18 protein-coding genes are annotated in these 21739 nt (G+C 64.5%); 6 read left to right on the top strand and 12 right to left on the bottom strand.

The window, feature by feature from the left end:
* Positions 1–113 precede the first annotated feature (113 nt).
* Positions 114–767 (top strand): RHS repeat-associated core domain-containing protein, encoded by a 654-nt coding sequence (locus ACF8O8_RS15755; protein ID WP_392509964.1) that lies wholly within the window; start codon positions 114–116, stop codon positions 765–767.
* A gap of 164 nt (positions 768–931) precedes the next feature.
* Here ACF8O8_RS15755 and ACF8O8_RS15750 read toward each other — a convergent pair whose 3' ends face one another.
* The 7 genes from ACF8O8_RS15750 to ACF8O8_RS15720 all read right to left on the bottom strand — a co-directional run bounded on the left by ACF8O8_RS15750 (position 932) and on the right by ACF8O8_RS15720 (position 8449).
* Positions 932–1198 carry a hypothetical protein gene (locus ACF8O8_RS15750; RefSeq protein WP_010953035.1) on the bottom strand — a complete coding sequence of 89 codons (267 nt, stop codon included), beginning with the start codon at positions 1196–1198 and terminating at the stop codon, positions 932–934.
* 439 nt (positions 1199–1637) lie between these two features.
* Positions 1638–3269: a BatD family protein gene (locus ACF8O8_RS15745; RefSeq protein WP_392509963.1), complete on the bottom strand. Its 1632-nt coding sequence runs from the start codon at positions 3267–3269 to the stop codon at positions 1638–1640.
* Entirely contained in the window at positions 3266–4984 is a 1719-nt protein-coding gene (locus ACF8O8_RS15740; protein ID WP_392509962.1) for a tetratricopeptide repeat protein, read from the bottom strand. The genes ACF8O8_RS15745 and ACF8O8_RS15740 overlap by 4 nt, the downstream gene beginning before the upstream one ends.
* Entirely contained in the window at positions 4981–6057 is a 1077-nt protein-coding gene (locus tag ACF8O8_RS15735) for a vWA domain-containing protein (protein ID WP_392509961.1), read from the bottom strand. Before ACF8O8_RS15735 ends, ACF8O8_RS15740 begins: the two co-directional genes overlap by 4 nt.
* A complete protein-coding gene (locus tag ACF8O8_RS15730) occupies positions 6050–6544 on the bottom strand; it encodes a DUF4381 domain-containing protein (protein WP_010953039.1) in 495 nt (164 codons plus the stop codon). The genes ACF8O8_RS15735 and ACF8O8_RS15730 overlap by 8 nt, the downstream gene beginning before the upstream one ends.
* Positions 6541–7485, bottom strand: a complete 945-nt coding sequence (locus ACF8O8_RS15725) for a DUF58 domain-containing protein (RefSeq protein WP_020193144.1) — start codon at positions 7483–7485, stop codon at positions 6541–6543. The genes ACF8O8_RS15730 and ACF8O8_RS15725 overlap by 4 nt, the downstream gene beginning before the upstream one ends.
* Positions 7486–7489: 4 nt before the next feature.
* Positions 7490–8449 carry a MoxR family ATPase gene (locus tag ACF8O8_RS15720; RefSeq protein WP_003247242.1) on the bottom strand — a complete coding sequence of 320 codons (960 nt, stop codon included), beginning with the start codon at positions 8447–8449 and terminating at the stop codon, positions 7490–7492.
* A gap of 228 nt (positions 8450–8677) precedes the next feature.
* Here ACF8O8_RS15720 and ACF8O8_RS15715 point away from each other — a divergent pair, with 228 nt between their 5' ends.
* The gene (locus tag ACF8O8_RS15715) at positions 8678–9988 is read left to right on the top strand and encodes a T6SS phospholipase effector Tle1-like catalytic domain-containing protein (protein ID WP_392509960.1); all 1311 of its coding nucleotides are present in this window, start codon (positions 8678–8680) and stop codon (positions 9986–9988) included.
* Positions 9989–10023: 35 nt separating this feature from the next.
* Here the strand turns inward: ACF8O8_RS15715 and ACF8O8_RS15710 are convergent, their stop codons facing one another.
* The 4 genes from ACF8O8_RS15710 to ACF8O8_RS15695 all read right to left on the bottom strand — a co-directional run bounded on the left by ACF8O8_RS15710 (position 10024) and on the right by ACF8O8_RS15695 (position 14379).
* Positions 10024–11241 carry an MFS transporter gene (locus ACF8O8_RS15710; RefSeq protein WP_392509959.1) on the bottom strand — a complete coding sequence of 406 codons (1218 nt, stop codon included), beginning with the start codon at positions 11239–11241 and terminating at the stop codon, positions 10024–10026.
* Positions 11242–11300: 59 nt separating this feature from the next.
* Positions 11301–12515, bottom strand: coding sequence for a benzoate/H(+) symporter BenE family transporter (locus tag ACF8O8_RS15705; protein ID WP_014591859.1), 1215 nt, complete (start codon positions 12513–12515; stop codon positions 11301–11303).
* 149 nt (positions 12516–12664) lie between these two features.
* Positions 12665–13552 (bottom strand): dihydrodipicolinate synthase family protein, encoded by an 888-nt coding sequence (locus tag ACF8O8_RS15700; RefSeq protein ID WP_392509958.1) that lies wholly within the window; start codon positions 13550–13552, stop codon positions 12665–12667.
* 44 nt (positions 13553–13596) lie between these two features.
* A complete protein-coding gene (locus ACF8O8_RS15695; protein WP_003247249.1) occupies positions 13597–14379 on the bottom strand; it encodes an aldolase in 783 nt (260 codons plus the stop codon).
* Positions 14380–14624: 245 nt separating this feature from the next.
* Here ACF8O8_RS15695 and ACF8O8_RS15690 point away from each other — a divergent pair, with 245 nt between their 5' ends.
* The 3 genes from ACF8O8_RS15690 to ACF8O8_RS15680 all read left to right on the top strand — a co-directional run bounded on the left by ACF8O8_RS15690 (position 14625) and on the right by ACF8O8_RS15680 (position 18711).
* Complete coding sequence (locus tag ACF8O8_RS15690; protein WP_033725201.1) at positions 14625–16172, top strand: AMP-binding protein; 1548 nt, start codon at positions 14625–14627, stop codon at positions 16170–16172.
* Positions 16173–16186: 14 nt separating this feature from the next.
* Positions 16187–17353 (top strand): acyl-CoA dehydrogenase family protein, encoded by a 1167-nt coding sequence (locus tag ACF8O8_RS15685; RefSeq protein ID WP_010953046.1) that lies wholly within the window; start codon positions 16187–16189, stop codon positions 17351–17353.
* Between the two features lie 104 nt (positions 17354–17457).
* Positions 17458–18711 (top strand): MFS transporter, encoded by a 1254-nt coding sequence (locus ACF8O8_RS15680; protein ID WP_049586654.1) that lies wholly within the window; start codon positions 17458–17460, stop codon positions 18709–18711.
* 12 nt (positions 18712–18723) lie between these two features.
* Here the strand turns inward: ACF8O8_RS15680 and ACF8O8_RS15675 are convergent, their stop codons facing one another.
* Positions 18724–19668: a LysR family transcriptional regulator gene (locus ACF8O8_RS15675; RefSeq protein WP_003247253.1), complete on the bottom strand. Its 945-nt coding sequence runs from the start codon at positions 19666–19668 to the stop codon at positions 18724–18726.
* A 214-nt stretch (positions 19669–19882) separates the two neighbouring features.
* Here ACF8O8_RS15675 and ACF8O8_RS15670 point away from each other — a divergent pair, with 214 nt between their 5' ends.
* The gene (locus ACF8O8_RS15670) at positions 19883–21736 is read left to right on the top strand and encodes a DUF1302 domain-containing protein (RefSeq protein WP_392509957.1); all 1854 of its coding nucleotides are present in this window, start codon (positions 19883–19885) and stop codon (positions 21734–21736) included.
* The last annotated feature ends 3 nt before the right edge of the window (positions 21737–21739 follow it).

Here is a 21739-nt window from a genome sequence, read left to right as displayed (position 1 = left end):
TCCCACATGGACCGCGCTTGCCTGGCATTTTTGTCAGTTGTCTCGCCGTTGATTGCGGCGGAAAAATTGTGTTCGAGCAAACTACAACTGGCTCACTTGTATGAGGCTAGGCGATGGCGACCTTGGCACAGGTCTATACAGCATACGGGTACTCCAAGCGGCCATCGAAAAGCACGCTACTCGGTTTCAACGGCGAACGGCTGGCCGTTGAGTTGACGAGTTATCTATTGGGCAACGGGTATCGTGCATTCAGCCCGGCTCTGATGCGCTTTCTGTCGGCGGACAGCTTCAGCCCGTTTGGTGAGGGTGGGGTGAACAGCTACGCCTTTTGTTCGAATGATCCTGTTAATCGGCAGGATCCAAGTGGGCATGGGTTCGAGAGAAATGCTCTTTCACGGCGACCCGTGCGGATCAAGCCAGTCTCCGTGAAGAAAGTTCAGCAGCTAACTACAGATCAGTTGGTTGAACGGTACAACACACTAGGTTCGCAAATGGTCGACAGTATGATTTCGAAGTCCAAGAGAACGCATTACGCGTTGCACGAGCAACAAATGCTTTTGATCAGTGAATTGGCATCCAGGCAGGATAAAAGGAGCCCCAAACCACTGCTGAGCGGTCCACAAGGTGATGCATCCAGTGCAACGCCAATGATCGACGCGCTTCTGAATCCGAACGATCCCTTCCCGCCCAAGCCAGGGCCAACCGAGGCAGTCGCAGAGCAGCCCGCTCAGTCGGCTTCACGGCTGCGTAAAGCAGAATGGTTTTAAGCACGATCATCAAGGGTTTGCGGTTCGGTTCATTGTGGGAGCTGCCTTGCCGGACCGGTCGCAGAGGGCCGCAACATGGCCCGGCGATTTGGCTGTGATGCGAAGACCCTGGGGGCGCTTCGCACCCCGATCGCGACACAAGGCCGCTCCTACAAAGGCTGCAATCAGCGCAGGGTGATTTCCCCGGTCTGCCGGTGTAGCAGCAACTCGGCCAGCGCTCTGGTCATCTGCACGTGATGCACTGCGTTGACCAGCATGTTGATACCGGGTTCACCGGCATTGGCGCAGATGTATTCGTCCAGCGAGTCTTCGATGCCGGCCATCAACTGGAGGGTGTGGGTCAGGGCGTCAACCGAAGGCGTGTCCTGGTTGATGGTGTAGAAGGGGCGGGCTGTCAGGATTGCAGGAGGATCGGGGACGATCTTCTTCATGGCGTATTCCTCTGAAACAGAAGGGCACTGCCACCTGAATCTTTCTCACGGATCGAGGGTGGCAGCCGTACGCGGGGTGAGAAACCGAGGAGAAATACGCAAAGACTCGGCCAGGCCGAAGCCTGCCCACGTACGGCCGCCATTAGAGGTGCTGCGTAAAATCTCTGTCGGGTTCTCACACCCGGTCACCGAAGCGACCCGGAAACGTTATCCGTGAGGTGTTTCCCCGACAACGGCGATAGTTCGGCAGCGCGCGTAGGGTAATTCCTAAGCGGGTTGATTCTGAAGCATTGGGTTGCAGGTTCAGAAATATCTTACGGTGGTAGCTGCGCCGGTGTTCGCGGGCACGCCCGCTCCCACAGGTACGGCGCAAGGTTCTCGGCCTACGCGGTCATTGTGGGAGCGGGCATGCCCGCGAAGAGGCCCGCACAGGCACCACTTACTTGGGATAGAGCGGCGGCAAGCTGCCGCTCTCGCCCGTCGGCAGCAACACCTGCTCAGCTGGCGGAATGGTACCAATCGCCCGCCACAAATCCTCCCCCTGCCAATACTGCCCACTCTCGCTGTACAACGCCCCGTTCAAACCATCCAGCGCATCCGACAACGGCACGAAGCGCGCCGCCATCTCGGCCAGGGTTTCCGGTTGCTGCCGGGCCCAGGCATCCAGCGCCTGGCGCGTAGCCTGAGGGTCGTTGGCCTGGCATGCGCGCTTGAGGTCGTCCAGCAAGGTGCGTGGGCTTGGCCCGTTCTGCGCCGTGCGCAGCACCGCTGGCCGCGAACGGGCGCGCCACCACAGGGCAAAGCCCAGCACGGTGGTCAGGGCAAACACCAGTGTGGACAGCTGCCAGGGCCACAGCAGGGTGCTGGCGCTGCTGTTGTCGCCCACCGGGGTGTCGGCGCTCAGTGCCGGGTTGTCCAGCACGTTCAGCGTGCGCGCCGGCAGGCTGCTGTGCTCCAGGTGGTCTTCGCGGGTGTTCCACCAGGCCACTTCCAGCGCCGGCAACGCCAGCGTGCCGCTGTGGGTCGGCACCAGGGCCTCGCGCTCTTCGCGGTTGGCGGTCATGCCCCGTTCGCTGATTTCGTTGCGCAGCAGCGGCTGGTCAGGGTAACGGCGCAGGCCGATGATCTCCGTAGCCGGCAGCGGCGGCAGTTGGGTGCTGGACAAGCCTTCGGCACGCAAGGTGATGTTGCGCGTCAGCGAGTCGCCAATCTGTACCTGCTGGCTGCCGGGGTCCGGGCTCCAGTGCTCTTCCAGGGTCAGGCTGCTGGCTGGCAACCACGGCAAGCCAGCCGGCCAGGCTGCCGGAATCGGCCGTACCGTGAGGCGCAAGGGCAGCGAGCTGACCTGCACCTGGTGGCCGGCGCGGGCCGTGCCATTGGCCTGCGCTGCTTCGTCGCTGCTGGCAGCTGCCGTGGCGGTGAACGTCAGCGACGGGATGTCGAGGGTGCCACTTTGCTGGGCATACACCGCATAGCGGGTTTCGATCACGCCATGACGCACGCCGTTGATTTCCTTTTCATACGTGCGCGACTCGCCCAACGGCTCGACCTTGGCGTTCTCCAGTTGCAGGGAGCTGAGGCTGCTGTCGTCGTACAGCGCTACCGAGTGGTAGATGCGCAGGGTCAGCACGGCTTGGGCCTGGACATAGACGTCGTGGCTGTCGAGGGTGGCTTCGATGAATACCTGAGCGTTGTCCTGGCGGTTGGCATCGGCCTGCAGCACTTGCAGTTCGATGGCCTGGCTGTGCGACTGGCCCAGCCGCAGCTCGGGGATGCGCAGGGTACCGCTGCGCCGTGGCAGCAGGGTAATGATCCAGCGGGTGCTGGCACGGGTTTCGCCGTCCAGGGTGTGCAGGCTGTTCAGCTGTCGCGTGCCGCGCACTTCGAAGTCACCTTCCAGGGCGCGCAGGTCGGGCTTGCCGAACTGGGTGACGTCCTGGCTTTCCAGGGTCAGTTCCAGGCTTTCGCCAGCTTCCAGGCGGGTGCGGTCGACGCTGGCCTGCAGCAGCGGTTCGGCCTGGGCCAGCACGGCCCACAGCAGGGTGAGGAGAAAGACGCCGAAGCGACTCATTGTGATTTTTCCTGATGCAATTGCTGTTCATACCAGAATTTGCGTCGCAGCAGCTCTGCCGGGTTGTCGGGGATTTCCCGCAGCCATTGCTCCAGGGCTTGGCGCTGTTCGCCGTCGAGGCTGGTCGACACCGGGCGCTGTGGCGGCTGGATGACACTGTCGTCGCTCCCGGCCTGGTTGCCGGGGGCGGCCTGGCTGTTGCTGCTGCTTTCGCCGGGTTGTTCGGGGCTGGCCTGTTGGTCGTCGCCGGGTGTGCCTTGGGCCGGGCTGCTGGCCGAGCTGCTGTTGCCTTCGGTTTCGCTGCCGGGCGTGTCTTGGGCATCGCTGCCGGGCGGTTGTTCCTCGGCCTTGGCTTCACGTTGTTGCAGCAGTTGCTGCACCAGCGCCTGGTTGTCCAGCGCGGCCTGCAGGTCGGGCTGACGCTCCAGGGCTTGCTCGTAGGCATCCAGGGCGGCTTCCAGCTCGCCACTGCGGGCCAGGGCATTGCCTCGATTGTAGTGGGCTGCTGCAGTGTCGCCTTGGGAAAATGCCTCGGCGGCACCGGCATAGTCGCCGGCCTGGTACAGGGCCATGCCGCGCCATTGCGGGTTCTGGAAGTGACGCGCAGCGCTGGCCGGGCGGTTTTGCTCCAGCAGCTTCTGGCCTTGCTGGTCGGGGCGCAGCCACAGGTCGTTGAACTCGAAAGCCTGGCCAGGCTGCGGCAAGGCCAGCAGCAGCGGCAGGCAGAACAGCCAGCCGCGCCGGCCGGCGCAGGCGGCCAGCAGCAACAACGGAATCAGCAGCCAGTAACCTTGGTCGGCCCAGCTGTCCAGTTGCAGGGTCTGGCCGTCATTGCGCCCGCTCCGCGGGTTGTCGAACAGGCCCAGGCCACGCAGGTCGAGGTCGTCGATGCGGGCGTGCCGGTAGCGCCCGCCCGTGCCGCTGATAAAACCCTTCAGGCTGGCGCTGTCCAGGCGAGGCACGAGGATGCCGCCCTGGTCGTCTTTAAGGTATTCGCCATTGGCCTGGCGCACCGGGGCGCCTTCGCGGCTGCCGATGCCCAGCATCAGCAGGCTTGGGCCCTGGCGGCCGAGGGCCTGGGTGATGCCCTGGCGCTCGGCGGCGCTGAGCGCCGAGCCTACCAGCAGCAGGCGGCCTTGGCCGAGGCCGCTCTGGGCCAGGAGCGCCAGGCCTTTTTGCACGGCCAGGTCGGCACGCTGGCCGGGTTTGGGCATGATCGACGGGTCGATGGCCTCGAGCAAATTGCGGGTGGTGGCCAGGTCGTCGGACAGCGGCACCAGGGTGTGCGCGGAGCCGGCATACACCACCAGCGCCGTCTGGCTGTCGCGGCGGTGTTCAAGCAGGTCGAGGATCTTGCGCCGGGCCTGTTCCAGGCGGTTGGGCGGGCTGTCCTCGGCGAGCATTTGCGGGGTCAGTTCGAGCAGGATCACCAGCGGGTCGGCCGGGCGCTGACGGCTTTCTTCCAGCCGCTGCCAGCTGGGCCCGAGCAGCGCCAGGATCACCAGTAACCAGGCAAGGCCCAGCGCCACCCACGGCAGTTTGCTGGTGCTGCCGCTGCCGCCACCCAGCAGTACACCGTGGAAGGCTGGCGGCAGAATCATCTGCCAGCGCCCGGCGCGCTTGCGCCGGTGCCACAGCTTGTACAGCAGCCAGCCGAGCACGGGAACCGCCAGCAGCCAGAGCGGGCGCAGCCATTGGGGCCACAAGTCGATCATCGCCGCCTCCTTAAACGCAGGCGCTTCAAGCGCTGGCGCCATTCCGGGTGCGGCTGCAGGAAGCGCGGCTTGCGCAGCAGGCGCTGCAACAGGTTGTCGGGCCACTGCACGGCCACCACCAGCAGTACGCTGAGCAGCAGCGCCAGCGCCAGGGGCCAGGCGTACAGGGCCTGGGCTGTGCGCGCCTGGGTCGGTTGCTGGGCTACTGGCTCCAGCTGGTCGAGGGTATCGCCGATAGCGTCCAGTTCGGCGCCGTCATGGGCACGGAAGTAGGCGCCGTGGGTGATGTCGGCAATTTCCTTGAGCGCGGCTTCGTCCAGGTCCAGGCTCGGGTTGAGGCCGAGCAGGCCTGGGGTGCCACTGGCTTCGGGGTTGGCGCCGATACCGATGGTGTAGATGCGCACGCCTTCCTGGGCCGCCAGGCGGGCGGCTGTCAGCGGGTGAATTTGCCCGCCGTTGTTGGCGCCGTCCGTGATCAGCACCAGCACCCGGCTTTGTGCCGGGCGTTCGCGCAGGCGTTTGACCGCCAGGCCAATTGCGTCGCCGATGGCGGTGTTCTTGCCTGCGATGCCGATCTGCGCCTCGATGAGGAAGGTGCGCACGGTGCGCCGGTCAAAGGTGAGCGGCGCCTGCAGGTAGGCCTGGCTGCCGAACAGGATCAGGCCCACGCGGTCGCCTTCACGGTCTTGCAGGAAGTCGCCCATCAGCGCCTTGACCAGGTCGAGGCGGCTGATGTCCTCGTTCTGCCACTGCATGTCGGGGAAGTCCATCGACCCGGACACGTCCATCGCCACCAGCAGGTCGCGGCCGCTGGCGGCGATCGGCACGGGTTCGCCCAGCCATTGCGGGCGAGCGGCGGCGCACAGCAGCAACAGCCAGATGACGACAAACGGTGCCTGCTGGCGCCAGGTGGGCAGGTTGAGCCTTGCGCGGCGCCCGGCCAGGCCTTCCAGCTCGTTGAGGAAGCCCACCTTGAGCACCGGTTCACCACTGTCGGCAGCGGGCAGCAGCAGGCGCGCCAGCCATGGCAGCGGCAACAGGGCGAAGACCCACGGCCAGGCCAGTTCAAACATGCTTGCGGATCCAGATTTCGACGGCTTGGCTGAGCCCGGCGATGGCCTTGTCGTCGAGCTTGCACTCGGGTTTATAGGCGCCTTCTACCAGTACCATCCAGCGGGTCAGGCCGGCGGCCGGGCAGCGGTTATCCAGAAAGGCCAGCCACTCGCGGCCGTTGAGGGTGTGGCTGTTGGCGCCTGGGTAGTGGTTGCGGCACAGGCGCTTGAGCAGGGCGTTGATCTGTTGCAGCCAGGCGCCGGCCGGGGCGCCGTCATACGGGCGTGGCAGGCGGGCCAGCTCGGCCAAGGCCTCCAGGCGCACCGGGTCCAGGGGTTGTTCGGCGCGCACGATGCGGCGTTTGCCCGGGCGCCAGCGGCGCAGCCGCCACAGGCCCCAGCCCAGGAGTGGCAGGACGGCCAGCAGCAGCCACCAACCCGGTGCGGGTGGCCACAGGCTGACCGGTGCCGGGGCAATCAGTGGGTGCAACTGGTCGAGCGGGTTCATGACGCGCTCCGTGGCCGCTGGGCGTTCAGGTACTCGCGCAGTTGTTCGACCATTTCACTTTGCGTGCTCAGTGGCATCAGCACCACCCTCAGCTTTTGCGCCATCAGCTCCCAGCGCTCGATGCGGGCTTCGGCCTGCTGGCGGTAGGCCTGGCGCAGGTTGGCGTCGAGGGTATCGAGCTCCAGCTGGGCACTGCGCTGGGCGAAGCGCAGCAGGCCGGCGGCGGGCAACGCGTGGTCGAGCGGGTCGGATACCGGCAGCAACAGCAGGTCGCAATGCCGTGAGAGCATGGCCAGGTGCTGTTCCACCTGGGCGCTGAGCGAGCGTTCATCGCAGATCACGATGGCCAGGCTGCCGGGGCGCAGCACTTCGCGGGCGCGGCGCAGGGCCAGGCCGAGGCTGTCGGCCCCGGGTATGGCTTCGGTGTGCAGTGACTGGTTGACCTTTGCCAAGCGGTTGAGCAGTTGCAGCAGGCTTTGCTTGCTGCGTCGGGGCTTGATTTCGTGGTGTTCGTTGTCGCCGAACACCAGGCCGCCGATGCGGTCGTTGTGGCCCAGCGCTGCCCAGCCGAACAGCGCCGCAGCCTGGGCCGCCAGCACGGACTTGAACATCAGCCCTGAGCCGAAGAAAAGCCGTTGGCTTTGCTCGACGAGGATGAAGATCGGCCGCTCGCGTTCTTCGTGGAACAGCTTGGTGTGCGGCTCCTGGGTACGCGCAGTGACACGCCAGTCGATGTTGCGCACATCATCGCCGGCCTGGTAAACGCGCACCTGGTCGAAGTCCACGCCGCGCCCGCGCAGCTTGGAATGGTGCAGGCCCACCAGTGGGCTGCGCTGGCCGGGCTTGGAAAACAGCTGGATTTCGCGCACGCGGTGGCGCATGTCGATCAGCTCGGCAAGGCCAATGCGGATGCCGTGTTCGGCCAGCTGCGCAGTGGGCATGGGTTCAGGCAACGGCGACGACGTCGAGGATGCGCTGGACCACGCGGTCCTGGTCGATCCCTGCCGCCTCGGCCTCGAACGAGAGGATGATGCGGTGGCGCAGTACGTCGAACAGCACGGCCTGGATGTCTTCGGGGCTGACGAAGTCGCGCCCGGCCAGCCAGGCATGGGCACGCGCGCAGCGGTCCAGCGAGATGGAGCCACGCGGGCTGGCGCCGTAGGCGATCCAGTCGGCCAGCTCGGTGTCGAACTTGGCCGGGGTGCGGGTGGCCATGACCAGCTGCACCAGGTATTCCTCCACTGCGTCGGCCATGTACAGGCCAAGGATTTCCTTGCGCGCGGCGAAGATGGCCTGTTGGCTGACCCGGCGTTCAGGCTTGGTCTCGCCGCCCAGGGCTTCACCCCGGGCCTGCGCCAGGATGCGCCGCTCTACGGCGGCGTCGGGGAAGCCGATTTTTACATGCATCAGGAAGCGGTCGAGCTGGGCTTCGGGCAGCGGGTAGGTGCCTTCCTGCTCGATCGGGTTTTGCGTGGCCATGACCAGAAACAGCGGCGACAGGTCGTAGGTGCTGCGGCCCACGCTGACCTGGCGCTCGGCCATGGCTTCGAGCAGTGCCGACTGAACCTTGGCCGGTGCGCGGTTGATTTCGTCGGCCAGCACCAGGTTATGGAAGATAGGCCCCTGCTGGAACACGAAGCTGCCGGTTTCCGGGCGGTAAATCTCCGTGCCGGTGATGTCGGCCGGGAGCAGGTCGGGGGTGAACTGGATGCGATGGAACTGCGCTTCGATGCCTTCTGCGAGTTCTTTGATGGCTTTGGTCTTGGCCAGGCCCGGTGCCCCTTCGACCAGCATGTGGCCGTCGGCCAGCAGCACGATCAACAGCCGTTCGACCAGTTTCTCCTGGCCTAGGATCTGGGTAGAAAGAAAAGTGCGCAGCGCGATCAGCGCTTCACGGTGTTCCATCGGCGACGGTTCCTGGTAGGGGGCCTGAGGCGGCGCGAGGCAGCAGCCTTGGCAAGGGGGGATACTTTAATCTATCCGGGGGGGCGACCACCAATGGCGGCGGGTAAATTTATCGTTGCAGACGGGCCTGCGGGCAAAGAAATGTCCCACGCATGGCTGGCCTTTGCCTGATGGTCCGTGACGGCGTGCTGGCGCCTGCTTGTGCTTTTCGGACAAGCAGGAGACACGATGATGAAAATGAGCAGCGCCAGCACGGCAAACCTTACGCCGGTCACCCTGCGTTTTGGCGTGTTCTTCGATGGCACCGGAAACAACCTGCACAATGCCACGGCGGAGGGTGAGCAGGGTGACAAGGGCGGAAGCTATGGCAACGCCTTGAGCAATGTGGCCCTGTTGCATGCGTTGTATCCGGCTGATGCGGCCTGTGCCGACGGGCCGCAGGCGTTCTTGAAGCGCTATGTGGAAGGCGTGGGCACGCTGGCGGGTGAAGCCGACCATGTCTACGCCTCGGCCACCGGGCATGGGCGCACAGGGGCAGAGGCCCGGGTTGTCGAGGCGTTGCAGGGAATGGCCGAGCAACTGCGGGCATGGCGCCAGGCGCATCCGCAGGCGACGCTGGAAGGGGTCGAGTTCGATCTTTTCGGTTTCAGCCGCGGCGCGGCAGCGGTGCGGCATCTGGCCAACCTGCTGCACGATGACGCGGGCGGGCTGTTGTCGGTGGCGTGCGAAACCTCAATCAACTTTATCGGCCTGTTCGACACCGTGGCGGCGATCATTGCGCCCTTACAGGGTGACTTCGACCCTGCAGACGGCCGCCACGGTGGCCTGCGCCTGGGCCTGGGTGCGGATATTGCCCGGCACGTGGTGCAGCTGGTGGCCGAGGACGAGCGGCGGCATAACTTCCCGCTGGTGCGCAGTGGCCACGACATCGTGCTGCCGGGCGTGCACTCGAATATTGGGGGTGGTTACCCGGAGACCCTTCTGGAGCAGGTGTTGCTGTGCAAGCCGCAGTCCCAGTGCGTGCCTGTAGGCACGCGTGTCGAGCAGTGTCGCGTACATGCCAAGGTGAGTGCCTTGCTGGCTTCGGCGTTTGCCGATATGGGCGAACCCAGGCCGCGCGTGATGACCTGGGAGGAGCCGATTGCCGGTGGGCGGCGGGACGAGGCGCAAAAGCAGGTCTATGCGGCGGTGTACCGGGAGCGGCACGTGGCGGGGCACTTGTCCCGGGTGTACTTGAGCGTGATGCGGGCGTTGGCGGTGCGCGCTGGCGTGCCCTTTGCGCCGTTGGGGGCGCAGGCTGAGCATCGGCTGCCGGATGAGTTGTCGGGCATCAGCCGCAAATTGCATGCGTTCGCCTTGGGGGAAACTGGCCAGGTGGGGTTGAGCGAGGAAGAACAGCGGCTGCTGCGCGACAGATACGTGCATGCGTCAGCGAACTGGAACGCCCTGAAGGGCTTGCGCAACAGTGTGCTTGATGTGCTGTTCGTCAATCGGCCGGGGGCAGGCGGGCGCGTGGTGCATGCCAACCCGGCGCAATGAATGACTGATCCTGGCCTGGCAATGTTGCACCGGGCCTACAGGGCGCGCGCCAGCTGTTCAGTCGCGCGCCTTCTGGCTGAATACATCTCCTGTGCCAGGGTCAGCAGCACCGTCAGCAGCATGAACACCACCGATGCGACGAAAATCCCGTTGGGCAGGCGCTGATCGAGCATCCAGCCGAACGCCACCGGCCCGATGGCACCGCCGACGTTGAACCCGGTCGACACCAGGCCGAAGGTTTTGCCCTCGGCCCCGGGTGGCGCTGCCGCCTTGACCAGCATGTCCCGTGATGGGGCGATGACCCCGGTGAGCAAGCCGATGGCACCCAGTACGACCACCAATGCCCAGCCCTGCAGCAGCCCCAGCGCCACCAGTGCAGTCAGCGCAGCCGCCAGCGCGAAGGCCAGTGCCGCCACCAGGCCATGGCGCCGGGTACGGTCGGCCAAAGCGCCTCCGCACAGCACGCCGGCTGCGCTGCTCAGCAGGAAAGCGGTGAGCGCGGCGTTGGCCCAGGCCAGTGTCAGGCCTTGGCCCTGGACCAGGGCGGCTACGGAGAACTTCTCGATGGCGCTGGTGCTCAGGTTGAGCAGGATGAACAGCACTGTCAGCACGCCGATCATGGGGGTGAACAAGCGTGCCCGGCCTGTTGCTGCGGCCGGGCCTGCGCCTTGTGGGTTGGCAGGCCTGGCGACCCGGTACACGCCACTGCCGGGTATCGATATCAGCAGTAGCGCGGCCACCCCGAATACCGCGCCCGCCGCCAGGGCTGCCCGCGTGCCGAACGCTGCGGCGATGCCGAGAAATACGGCTGGGGTAACGGCCGAACCGAGGAAACCGGCAAAGGTATGTATAGAGAACGACCGCCCCAGGCGTGCGGGCTCGATGCCGTTGGCCAGCAGCGCATAGTCGGCCGGGTGGTACACACCATTGGCCAGGCCAGCCATGGCCATCGCCACCAGCAATACCGCATACCCGGGGCTGGCCGCCAGCAGCACGAAGCTGAGGCTGCCCAGCAACAGCCCGGCCTTGAGCACTTTACGTGCGCCATAGTGGTCGACGGCATAACCCAGCGGGGCCTGTACCAGCGCGGAGACGATGTTGAACACCGCCAGGGCTACGCCCAGCTCTACGAAGCCTACGCCCAGCAGGCCGGGCAGCACGGGCAGTAGCGCCGGGATCAGCATGATGTGCACATGGCTGACGAAGTGCACGGCAGCAATTTGGGTCAGCAGCTTGGGGCCAGCGTGGGGCATGTCGATACCTGTTGAGCAGCGTGCGCCCCTGGCGCACGGCAAGGTGGTGGAAAGCTCGCTTAGCGGGAGGCGCCGCGCAAACCGGGCAGGCGACCGTTCAGGACAACGTGGGCCAGCAGACCAATGACCAGGCCCCAGAAAGCCCCGCCAATACCCAACAGGCTGATGTTGGCCGCCGCCGCCAGGAAGGTGATCAGTGCTGACTCGCGTGAACGGGCATCGGCCAGGGCGCTGGCCAGGCTGGCGCCGATGGTGCCCAGCAGGGCAAGGCCCGCCAGGGTGGTGATAAAGGTGCCCGGCAGGGCCATGAAGACACTCGCCAGCGTGACCCCGAACACCCCGACGAGGATGTAACAGACACCGGCGGCGATACCCGCCACCCAGCGCTTGTCCGGGTTTTCATGGGCTTCCTTGCCGGTGCAGATGGCCGCGGTGATGGCCGCGATGTTGAACGCGTGTGAACCGAAGGGCGCCATCAGCAACGAACCCATGCCGGTGACGGCGACAATCGGGTTGGCGCTGGTCTTGAATCCATCGTTGCGCAGCACCAGCATGCCGGGCATGTACTGGCCGGTGAGGGTGATCAGGAACAAGGGCAGGGCCACGCTGAGGGCCGCGTTGAGGGAGAAGGTGGGCGCGGTGAAAACCGGTGAGGCAAATTCCAGCCGCAACGTGGTCAGGCCCACTTGCCCCTGCAGCAACAGGTACCCCAGGCCCAGCAGCAGTATGGCGACCACGGCGTAACGGGCGGTGAAGCGTTTGAAGGCCACATACGCTGCAATCAGCAACCCGGCGAGGGTGGGGTCGACCGACAGGCTGGCAAAGGCACCGATGCCGAACTGCAGCAGGATGCCGGCCAGCAGGCCGGCGGCAATGCCGCCGGGCACGACGCGCACCAGCCGCTCGAAGCACCCGCTCAGCCCCAGCACCACGAAGCCGGCGGCCGACAGCAGGTAGGCACCTATGGCCTCGCTGTAGGGCACGCTGGCCAGGGCGGTGACCAGGAACGCGGCGGCTGGCGTGGACCAGGCTGTGATGACCGGCTCGCGGCTGTACCAGGACAATGCCAGGCCGCTGAGGCCGACGCCGATCGACACCGCCCAGACCCACGATGACGTCAGCTCCGGGCTCAGCCCGGCCACTTTGGCCGCCTGGAACACCAGGATGAACGTGCCGCCGTAGTTGACGATCACCGAAACGAGTCCGGCAATCACCGGGTGAAGGATGTCTGTCAGCCTGAGCGGGGTTGCAGAGCTTTGAGCAGGCGCGTCCATGGTTGCCTCTGGTAATGGTCAGATGAGGAGCAGTTTTGTGCGGCGAAGGGGTAATCCGACTGCAGCGTCATTGGCCCTTTCGCAGCCCAAGGCTGTTCCTGAAGAAAAAGACTGCCCGACAGCGACAGGCTGCCGGGCAGGTTTGTGCATCAGTTGGTCAGCGCCACCAGCAGGTTTTTCAGGTGGTTGCTGCCTTGCGCATCCAGCGGCTGCAGGGGCAGGCGTGGGGCGCCGACATCCTGGCCGAGCATTTTCAGGCCGGCCTTGATGGTGGTCGGCAGGCCACGGCGGGTGATGTACTCCAGCAGCTCGTACTGGCGGTAGAACAACGCACGGGCTTCGGCCAGATCGCCTTGTTGTACGGCGTCCCACAGCGCCAGGTTGAGTGCCGGGATCAGGTTGGGCGCGGCGGTACACCAGCCCGTGGCGCCGGCCACCAAGGCTTCCAGGGTCAGCGGGTTGCAACCGTTGTAGAACGCCACCTGCCCATCTGTAGCCGTGAACAGGCGGTGCATGCGCTGGATGTCACCGGTGCTTTCCTTGACCATGGTCACATTGGGCACCTCGCCGAGGATACGCAGGATCAGCTCCACCGACAGGTCGGTGCCGCTGGTGCCCGGGTTGTTGTAGAGCATGATCGGAATGTCGATGGCGGCGCCGACCGCCTTGTAGTGGGCGACCACTTCGGCTTCGGTGAGCTTCCAGTAAGAGATGGGCAGCACCATTACTGCCGTAGCACCGCAGGCCTGTGCCAGGCGGGCACGCTGCACGGTGCGGGCGGTGGTCAGGTCGGAGACGCTGACCACGCTGGGTACGCGCCCGGCAATGCGTGCCTGGCTGAAGCGCACCACGGTTTCCCATTCGCTGTCGGACAGGTAAGCCCCTTCGCCGGTGCTGCCCAGCGGCGCGATGGCGTGCACGCCGCCTGCAATCAGGCTATCGATGGACGTGCCCAAGGCATCCAGGTCGAGTGTGCCGTCTGCCGTGAAGGGAGTGATGGTGTAGCCGATAACGCCGCGAATTACAGGTGTAGACATGACCAGGCACCTTTGCCGTTGTTGAGGAAAGAGTACAGCTTCGATCAGCCCAGGCAGTCGCCATGGGCACGCAAGGCACGGCGCGCGTAGTAGCTGAAGGCAGCACCGTGACGTTTGGGGGTGGAAATCCAGTCGTGGGCCTCTTTGCCCAGTGCTTCGGGGATGGGGCGGATGTCACCGGCGCCCATGGCCAGCAGTTGCATCTTTGCTGCGCGCTCGAACAGCAGAGCGAGCACGCAGGCTTCCTCGATCGAACGCCCAGCGATCAGCAGGCCATGATGGGAAAGCAGGATTGCGCGCTTGTCGCCAATCGCGTTCGCGATGATTTCGCCTTCTTCGTTGCCCACCGGTACACCGGGCCATTCCTTGAGGAATGCACAGTCGTCGAACAGGGGGCACAGGTCCATGTGCGAGATGGCCAGCGGAACTTCCAGCATCGACAAGGCGGCGCTGTGCAGCGGGTGGGTGTGGATGATGCAGTTGACGTCGGGGCGGGCGCGGTACAGCCAGCTGTGGAAGCGGTTGGCCGGGTTGGCCATGCCATGGCCTTGCAGCACCGTCAGGTCTTCGTCCACCACCAGCAGGTTGGAAGCGGCGATTTCGTCGAAGCCAAGCCCCAGTTGTTGGGTGTAGTAGGTGCCAGGCTCCTGCGCACGCGCAGTGATCTGCCCGGCCAGGCCAGAGTCGTGGCCGCCGTCGAACAGGATACGGCAGGTGAGGGCGAGTTTTTGTCGCACGGTGTAGGTGTTGTCGGTCAGCGCCGTCAGCATCTGTTGCTGGGCGAGTTTGACAAGCTGGTCCTTGGGGGTGTGCATGGTGGTCGTCATAGGCGGTACCTGCAGGGGGTTGAGACTAGGAATGGCTGATCGGCGTGGAGGCGACGCCAGGACACGGCGTTGATCATAATGACACAAAGTGTCATATGCAAGCGATGTGTCATCCTTGCCTCAGGGCGTCAACCCATCAGTGCCAGCGCAATCTGTTATGGCGTGCATACGCAACTGGTATTACTTGCCCCGGCTTCACGCTGTTTAGCATCGATCGGGTCTTAACCGTCGACGAGAACAACAACGTGAATCTTGGAACCCTATCCAGTCGAAGTGCCAGATACTGGCCTGAACGTCTGGCGGTGATCGACCGCCACACCCGGCTGACCTTCGCTCAGCTCGAACAACGGGCCAACCAGCTGGCCTCGGCCTTGCTGGCACAGGGCATCGCCACGGGCGAGCATGTCGCCATCCTGGCGCCCAACCGCGCCGAACTGGTGGAAGCAGAGGTGGCTTTCTACAAGGCCGGCCTGGTCAAGGTACCGGTCAATGCGCGCCTGGCACCGGATGAAGTGATTCAGGTGCTCAACGACGCCTGCAGTGTCGCGCTGATCGCCGATGCGCAACTCGCCCAGGCGTTGCTGGCCCGCAGGCAGGAGGTACCTGCGTTACGCTTGATCGTGACCTTGGGTGAGCGGGGCGGTGACATCACCTATGCCGCACTGCTGGCCCAAGGCAGTAGCCAGCCAATCAGCTGCGACCTGCCTGACGACGCCCTCGCCGTTTTGCATTACACCTCTGGCAGCTCTGGTGTGCTCAAGGCTGCGATGCTCAGCGTGGGCAACCGCAAGGCGCTTATCCGCAAGAGCCTCGCCAGCCCTACCCGTCGCGCCGCCCCGGGCGATGTCATGGCTCACGTCGGGCCTATCACCCATGCCAGCGGCATGCAGCTGATGCCACTGCTGGCGGTCGGTGCCTGCAACCTGCTGCTGGAGCGCTACGACGACCAGCTGTTGCTCGAGACCATCCAGCGCGAAGGCGTAACCCGCTTGTTCCTGGTGCCTGCCATGATCAATCGCCTGGTCAACTTCCCCGATGTCGAGCGCTACGACCTGAGCAGCTTGCGCCTGGTGATGTACGGTGCCGCGCCGATGGCACCAGCGCTGGTGAAGCGGGCCATCGAGGTCTTCGGGCCGATCCTGGCCCAGGGTTACGGTGCTGGCGAGACCTGCTCGCTGGTAACCGTCCTGACCGAACAGGACCATTTGTGCGAGGGCGGCGACTACCGGCGCCTGGCCTCATGCGGGCGTTGCTACTTCGAAACCGACCTGCGCGTGGTGAACGACCACTTCCAGGACGTCCAGCCGGGAGAGGTGGGCGAAATCGTAGTCAAGGGCCCGGACATCATGCAGGGCTACTGGCGCGCACCCCACCTCACCGCCGAGGTGATGCGCGACGGCTACTACCTGACTGGCGACCTGGCCACGGTGGATGAGCAGGGGTATGTGTTCATCGTCGACCGCAAGAAAGAAATGATCATTTCCGGTGGTTTCAACATTTACCCCAGCGAGGTCGAGCAGGTGCTCTACAGCATGCCGCAGGTGTTCGAGGCGGCGGTGGTGGGGGTGCCTGACGAGCAGTGGGGCGAAGCGGTGCGGGCGGTGATCGTGCTCAAGCCGGGCATGGCGCTGCAGGAGCAGGACGTCATCGAACATTGCGCCCAGGCCCTGGCCGGTTTCAAGAAACCACGTGCCGTGGACTTCGTCAGCGAGCTGCCGAAAAACCCCAACGGCAAGGTGGTGCGCCGGTTGATCCGTGACGCCTACTGGCAAAACAGCGAACGCCGTATCTGACACGAGGAACGACCATGTATCAGCCAAGCGAAAAGGCCCAGCAGATCATCGAGGCCATCAGTGGCTTCGTTCGCAACGAAATCCTGCCCCTGGAACAGCAAGCCGGTCTCAGTTGGGCAGAGCCGCACCCGCGGGCGGTGCTGCAGCAGGTATGGCAGCGCTCGTGCGAGCAGGGCTTCTACAACATCATGCTGCCCGAGGCGATAGGTGGCGCCGGGTTGAGCGTGTCAGACCTGTGTGCGGTCAAGGAAGCCACGGTGCTCACCGGCTCGATGCTGGCGCCGCATATTCTCGGCGAGCTTTCCGGGCCGCCCCGTATCGGCCATCTGTTCAAGGTGGCGAGCCCGACCCAGATCGAGGCGTTCCTGCAGCCGGTGTGCCGTGCCGAAAAGGCCGTGTGCTTCGCCCTGACTGAAAGCGAAGCCGGCTCTGATGCAACGGCGATCAAGACCTCCGCACGGCGGGAAGGTGAACACTATGTGCTGAACGGCGCCAAGCGTTACATTTCGGGTGCGCCCTATGCCGACATTGCGGTGCTGCTTGCAGTGACGGATCCTGGACGCGGTGCCCAAGGGATTTCGGCATTCTTCGTCGACCTGAGCGCGCCGGGGGTAAGGGTTGAAAGTGATTATTCGGTCATGTCCGGCGGTGGTGCGCATGGCGACATCATGCTTGATGACGTTCGGGTGCCGGCGGCCAATCGCATTGGTGAGCAGGGGCAGGGTTTCAAGCTGGCGATGGGGCGTATCACCCTCAACCGCCTGCTGCATTGCCCCACCTTGCTGGGGCTGGCCGGCCTGGCACTGAACCTCTCGATCGACTATGCCCGCACGCGCAAGCAGTTCGGCCAGCCTATCGCCATGTTCCAGTCGATCAACCATATGATCGCCGACATGGCCACCGAGCTGCATGCTGCACGCAGCATGGTCTACGCCACGGCAGCGGTGAATGACGCCGGCGGCAATATCCGCACCCAGGCCCCGATGTGCAAGCTGTTCGTTTCGGAGACGGCCTTCCGCATCGCCGATCGCGCCGTGCAGATACACGGCGGTGCCGGGCTGCTGCGTGGCAACCCGGTGGAGTGGATATTCCGTGCGACACGTATGATGCGCATTCTCACGGGAACCAGCGAGATCCAGCGCAACACCATCGCCAAGGGCGTGCTCATGCCTGAGCAATGACGCGGTATGCCCGGCCCGTGGTGGCCGGGTTCTCCAGACAAGAACAATAACGAGAGATCATCATGACTCATAATGACACCCCCGCACGTGCAGGCACGGCCTGGATGATTGCGGTACTGCTGGCGCTGTTGATGCTGGTGAACTTCCTGGACAAGGTGGTCATCGGCCTGGTGGCGGTGCCGATGTCCAGGGAACTGGGCTTGTCCCCCGCCGAGTTCGGCCTGGTAGGGGGCGCACTGCACTGGTTCTTCGCCATCTCGGCGGTGATAGGCGGCTTCATGGCCAATCGCCGGCCAACCCGCACCCTGCTGCTGGGCATGGGCGCGTTCTGGGCGCTTATCCAGTTGCCCATGTTGTTCGTCAGCTCGCTGTGGGCGATCGTCGCCTGCCGGGTGCTGCTGGGTATTGGCGAGGGACCGGCCTCACCGGTGGCTACACATGCCTTGTACAAGTGGTTCCCCAATGACCGTCGCAACCTTCCCGTGGCGCTGTTGCATACCGGCAGTGCGCTGGGGCTGCTGGTAGCGGGTGCCATGATCCCATGGATCAGTGTGCACTACGGCTGGCGCATGAACTTCATCGTGCTGGCGGTGATCGGCGCGGTGTGGTGCGTGCTGTGGTGGCGGCTTGGCAGCGAGGGCAACCTCGACCGCATTCGCCCGGGCCAGCTTGAAGAAGGGCAGGCCCCTGTTCCCTATCGTCGACTGCTCGGTGACCGCACGGTATTGGGCAACTACTTGTGCCACTTCGCCGCCAATTGGTCCCTGGCATTGACCCTGACCTGGGTACCGAGCTACCTGGAAACCGGGCTGGGTATCGACCCGATCATGACCGGCCAGGTGTTCGTCCTGTTCGTGGTGGTTACCACGCCGCTGAGCCTGTTCATGGCCTGGCTGTCCCAGCGAATGATGCGTGCCGGGTTGGCCACACGCTGGTCGCGCGGTGCGTTCGTTTCCGTGTGCCTGATCGCCAGCGGGCTGCTGTCGGCGGCATTGTTTCTGCCCGGTCTGAGCAACGTCGAGCGGATCGTCAGCCTCACGTTCAGCGGCGGGCTGGCGCTGGTGATGTACTCCGTGGGGCCTGCCATGCTGGCGGAGTTCACGCCCAGCGGGCAGCGCGGCGGCATTCTGGCGATCGGCAACGGTATCGCCTCGTTGGCCGGGCTGTCGGCACCGGTGGTCACCGGTTTGCTGGTGCAGGGCGCCGGGGCCGGGCACACGGCAGGGTTTGGCCAGGGTTTTCTGGTGTGCGGCGCGGTGCTGGTGATTGCCGGGCTGATCGGGCTGGCCTGGATGGACCCGCAGAAAACCCGGCAACGTCTGGTGCAGGTGGGCACGGCTGCGCCAGCCCAAGCGTGATGTTCACAGCGCTCAGAGGCTCTGCTCCGCCAGGGCCTCGCGCTCGATCAAGGTGCCTTTCCAGCGCTCGCTGCGCACTGCATCCACCAGCAGTGCGCGCACCAGATCGCGCATGCAGGCGGCGGCGAACGACAGCGGCTTGTGCTGCGAGTGGGCCAAGGCGATGGTGCGGGTGATGCGCGGTTCCACTATCAGCCGCGCGCTGGCAGGCGCGGCCAGATCCAGCAGCGGCGGCCAGTTGCTGATGGTGGCCGCCAGGCCAGCACGGACCAGGCTGGTGATACCGGGGGCCGACTGCTGTTCGTAGCTGGAGTCCAGTGTCACACCGGTTTCCATGGCAGCCTGCTCGATGCGCCTGCGCAAGTGCAGGCTACGGGGTGGCATAACCAGGCGGCTCGCCGCGGCCTCAGCCAAGGTGATGGGCGACTCGTCAGGCCCGTGCCCAGGCAGGCCGACCCAGTACAGGTCTTCGGAAAACACGGGCTCGGCGACCACATGGACAAGCTCTTCGGCGTTGGGCACCACGCCGAAATCCACCTTGCCCAGCTCAATCGCCTGGCCACCTTCGCGGCTCAGGCCATCCCAAACGGTGAGCTTGATCCCCGGGAAGCGTGCCTGGGCCTGGGTAATGATGGCCGGCAACAACAGTGCCGAGGCAGTGGCGGGAATCGAGATGGCCACGTGCCCCTTGGGGTTGCCGCGGCTGGATTTCAGCTCGTCTTTCACCGAATCGAGCTGCTGCACGACCGATCGGGCCACTTCGTACAACTGCCGCCCGGCATCGGTCAGTTCGATACCGTCATGCTGGCGCGCCAGCAGTTGCATTTCCAGTTCGCTCTCCAGCAGGCCTATCTGTCGGCTCAAGGCCGGTTGGGCGATGAACGCCTGGCGTGCGGCATTGGAAAAACTGCCGGCTTCGACAATGGCGATCAAATAACGCAGCTGTTTCAAAGTCATTGTGGTTCTCAGGCTATGCCGAAGTGATATGGCAACCATCGGGAGACGCTATTTGTTCAGCCCCGGTGGCCTACTTAGTATCGGTAAGCAGCAAAACGAGGATAACAGAAACGTTCGAATAATTACCCAAGCCCTTGCCTGCAGGCCTTTGCGCCGTACTTAAGCATTAACTCGCAATTCACTCTCTAATAAACACAATAAGAGGTTAAGAGTGATGGCATCTCGTATTTTCGGTCGCTCGGGACCGTTGTCGGTACTTGCCTCATCAGTACTTTTTTCTGCGTCTGCCGGTGCCGCTCAGTTTCACTGGGGTGAACTTGAGGGGCAATTCGACTCGGCGCTTTCCTTTGGTACCAGCATTGCGACTGCCAACCCTGACCCGGCCCTGCACAACAGCGCCAACAGCGATGACGGCCGCCTGAACTTTGCCTCTGGCGATGTGTTTTCAGCGGTGTTCAAAGGCACCCATGACCTGGAGCTCAAGCACGACAACCTGGGGGTGTTCCTGCGCGGTACCTACTGGTACGACACGGCCCTGCGTGATCACGATCAGCGCTTCAAGCAGGTCGAGGACAACAACCGCAAGCGCTCGGCCAAGACCGCAGGTAGCCAGCTGCTCGATGCCTTCGGTTACTACCTGTACGACATCGACGGCCAACCGGGTTCGCTCAGGCTGGGCAAGCAGGTGGTCAACTGGGGTGAGAGCACCTTCATCCAGGGCGGACTGAACGTCATCAACCCCTTCAACCTGGCGGCCTTGCGCCGCCCCGGCTCGGAAGTGAAGGACGCGCTGGTGCCGGTGAACCTGTTCTACTTCACCCAGAACCTCACCGAAGCGCTGTCGGTCGACGGTTTCTATCAGCTGGACTGGGAACAGACCCAGCTCGACAACTGTGGCACGTTCTTTTCGAACAACGACTTTTTGCCCGATGGGTGCGATGGCCTCGACGTGGGCGCCAAATTGCTCGGCAACCCCACAGCCGTGGCGGGGCTTGCGCCGTTCGGTGTGAACCTTACCCGCGAAGGCGTGCGCATACCTCGCGGCAGCGACCAGGATGCCCGCAACAGCGGGCAGTGGGGCGTTTCGCTGCGCTGGTACGTGGCGGCGCTGGACACCGAGTTTGGCGCTTACGCGGCGAACTACCACAGCCGCACGCCTTACCTGGGTACGGTCAGCAGCCCGTATTTCGACAACCGCCGTTTCGCCCCGCAGTTGTGCGCCAACCTCGCTATCGGGCTTGCAGACTGTGCCGCTTTCCTGGGCTCCAGCGCAGGCCAGTCGCTGGTCGGCGCGCTACGCCTGGGCACCTCGCAGTACCGGGTGCAATACCCCGAGGACATTCGCCTCTACGGCCTTTCGTTCTCCACCACCCTGCGCACCGGCACGGCGCTGCAGGGGGAGCTGAGCTACCGGCCGAACATGCCCATGCAGCTCAACGGTACCGACATCATCCAGTCGCTGTTGAACGTCGATGGCCGCTCGCCCTTGCTGGGTGACGGCCTGCGGCCAGACAGCGCCAGTACGTTGTTCGACGGCTACCGCCGTAAAGAGATGACCCAGTTGCAGGTAACCGCTGTTCACGCTTTCAGCCAGGTGATGGGGGCCAACCAGTTGCTGTTGATAGGCGAGGCGGGCGCCACCTATGTCGGCGGTCTGGAGGGCGCCTATGGCCCCCGTTACGGGCGCTCGGGCACGTTCAACAGCGGCGAACTGGCGGACAACAGCGTGTGCGTGGCCATTTCCAAAACCCCTGAGCATTGCAACGACGAAGGCTTCATGACCCCGTTTTCCTGGGGCTACCGGCTGCGTGCCACCTGGGCCTACCCCAACGTGATTGCCGGTTTCGACCTGCGGCCGAACCTGTCCTGGGCACATGACGTGCACGGCACCGGCCCGGTGGAGGGGTCGGCGTTCAGCGAAGGCTCCAGGGCCATCAGTGTCGGGTTGGATGCGACGCTCGCCAGCACCTACAGCCTGAGTGTGTCGTACACCGACTTTATCGACGGCGACTATGGCACCCGCGGCGACCGGGACTTCATCTCGCTGAGCCTGGGCGTCACTTTCTGAGGG

It is taken from the genome of Pseudomonas sp. TYF_14 (genome assembly GCF_043105275.1).
Taxonomy (GTDB): Bacteria; Pseudomonadota; Gammaproteobacteria; order Pseudomonadales; family Pseudomonadaceae; genus Aquipseudomonas; species Aquipseudomonas alloputida.
The sequence above is the reverse complement of the archived record's forward strand: the minus strand, read 5'-3'. Positions and strand labels throughout refer to the sequence as shown.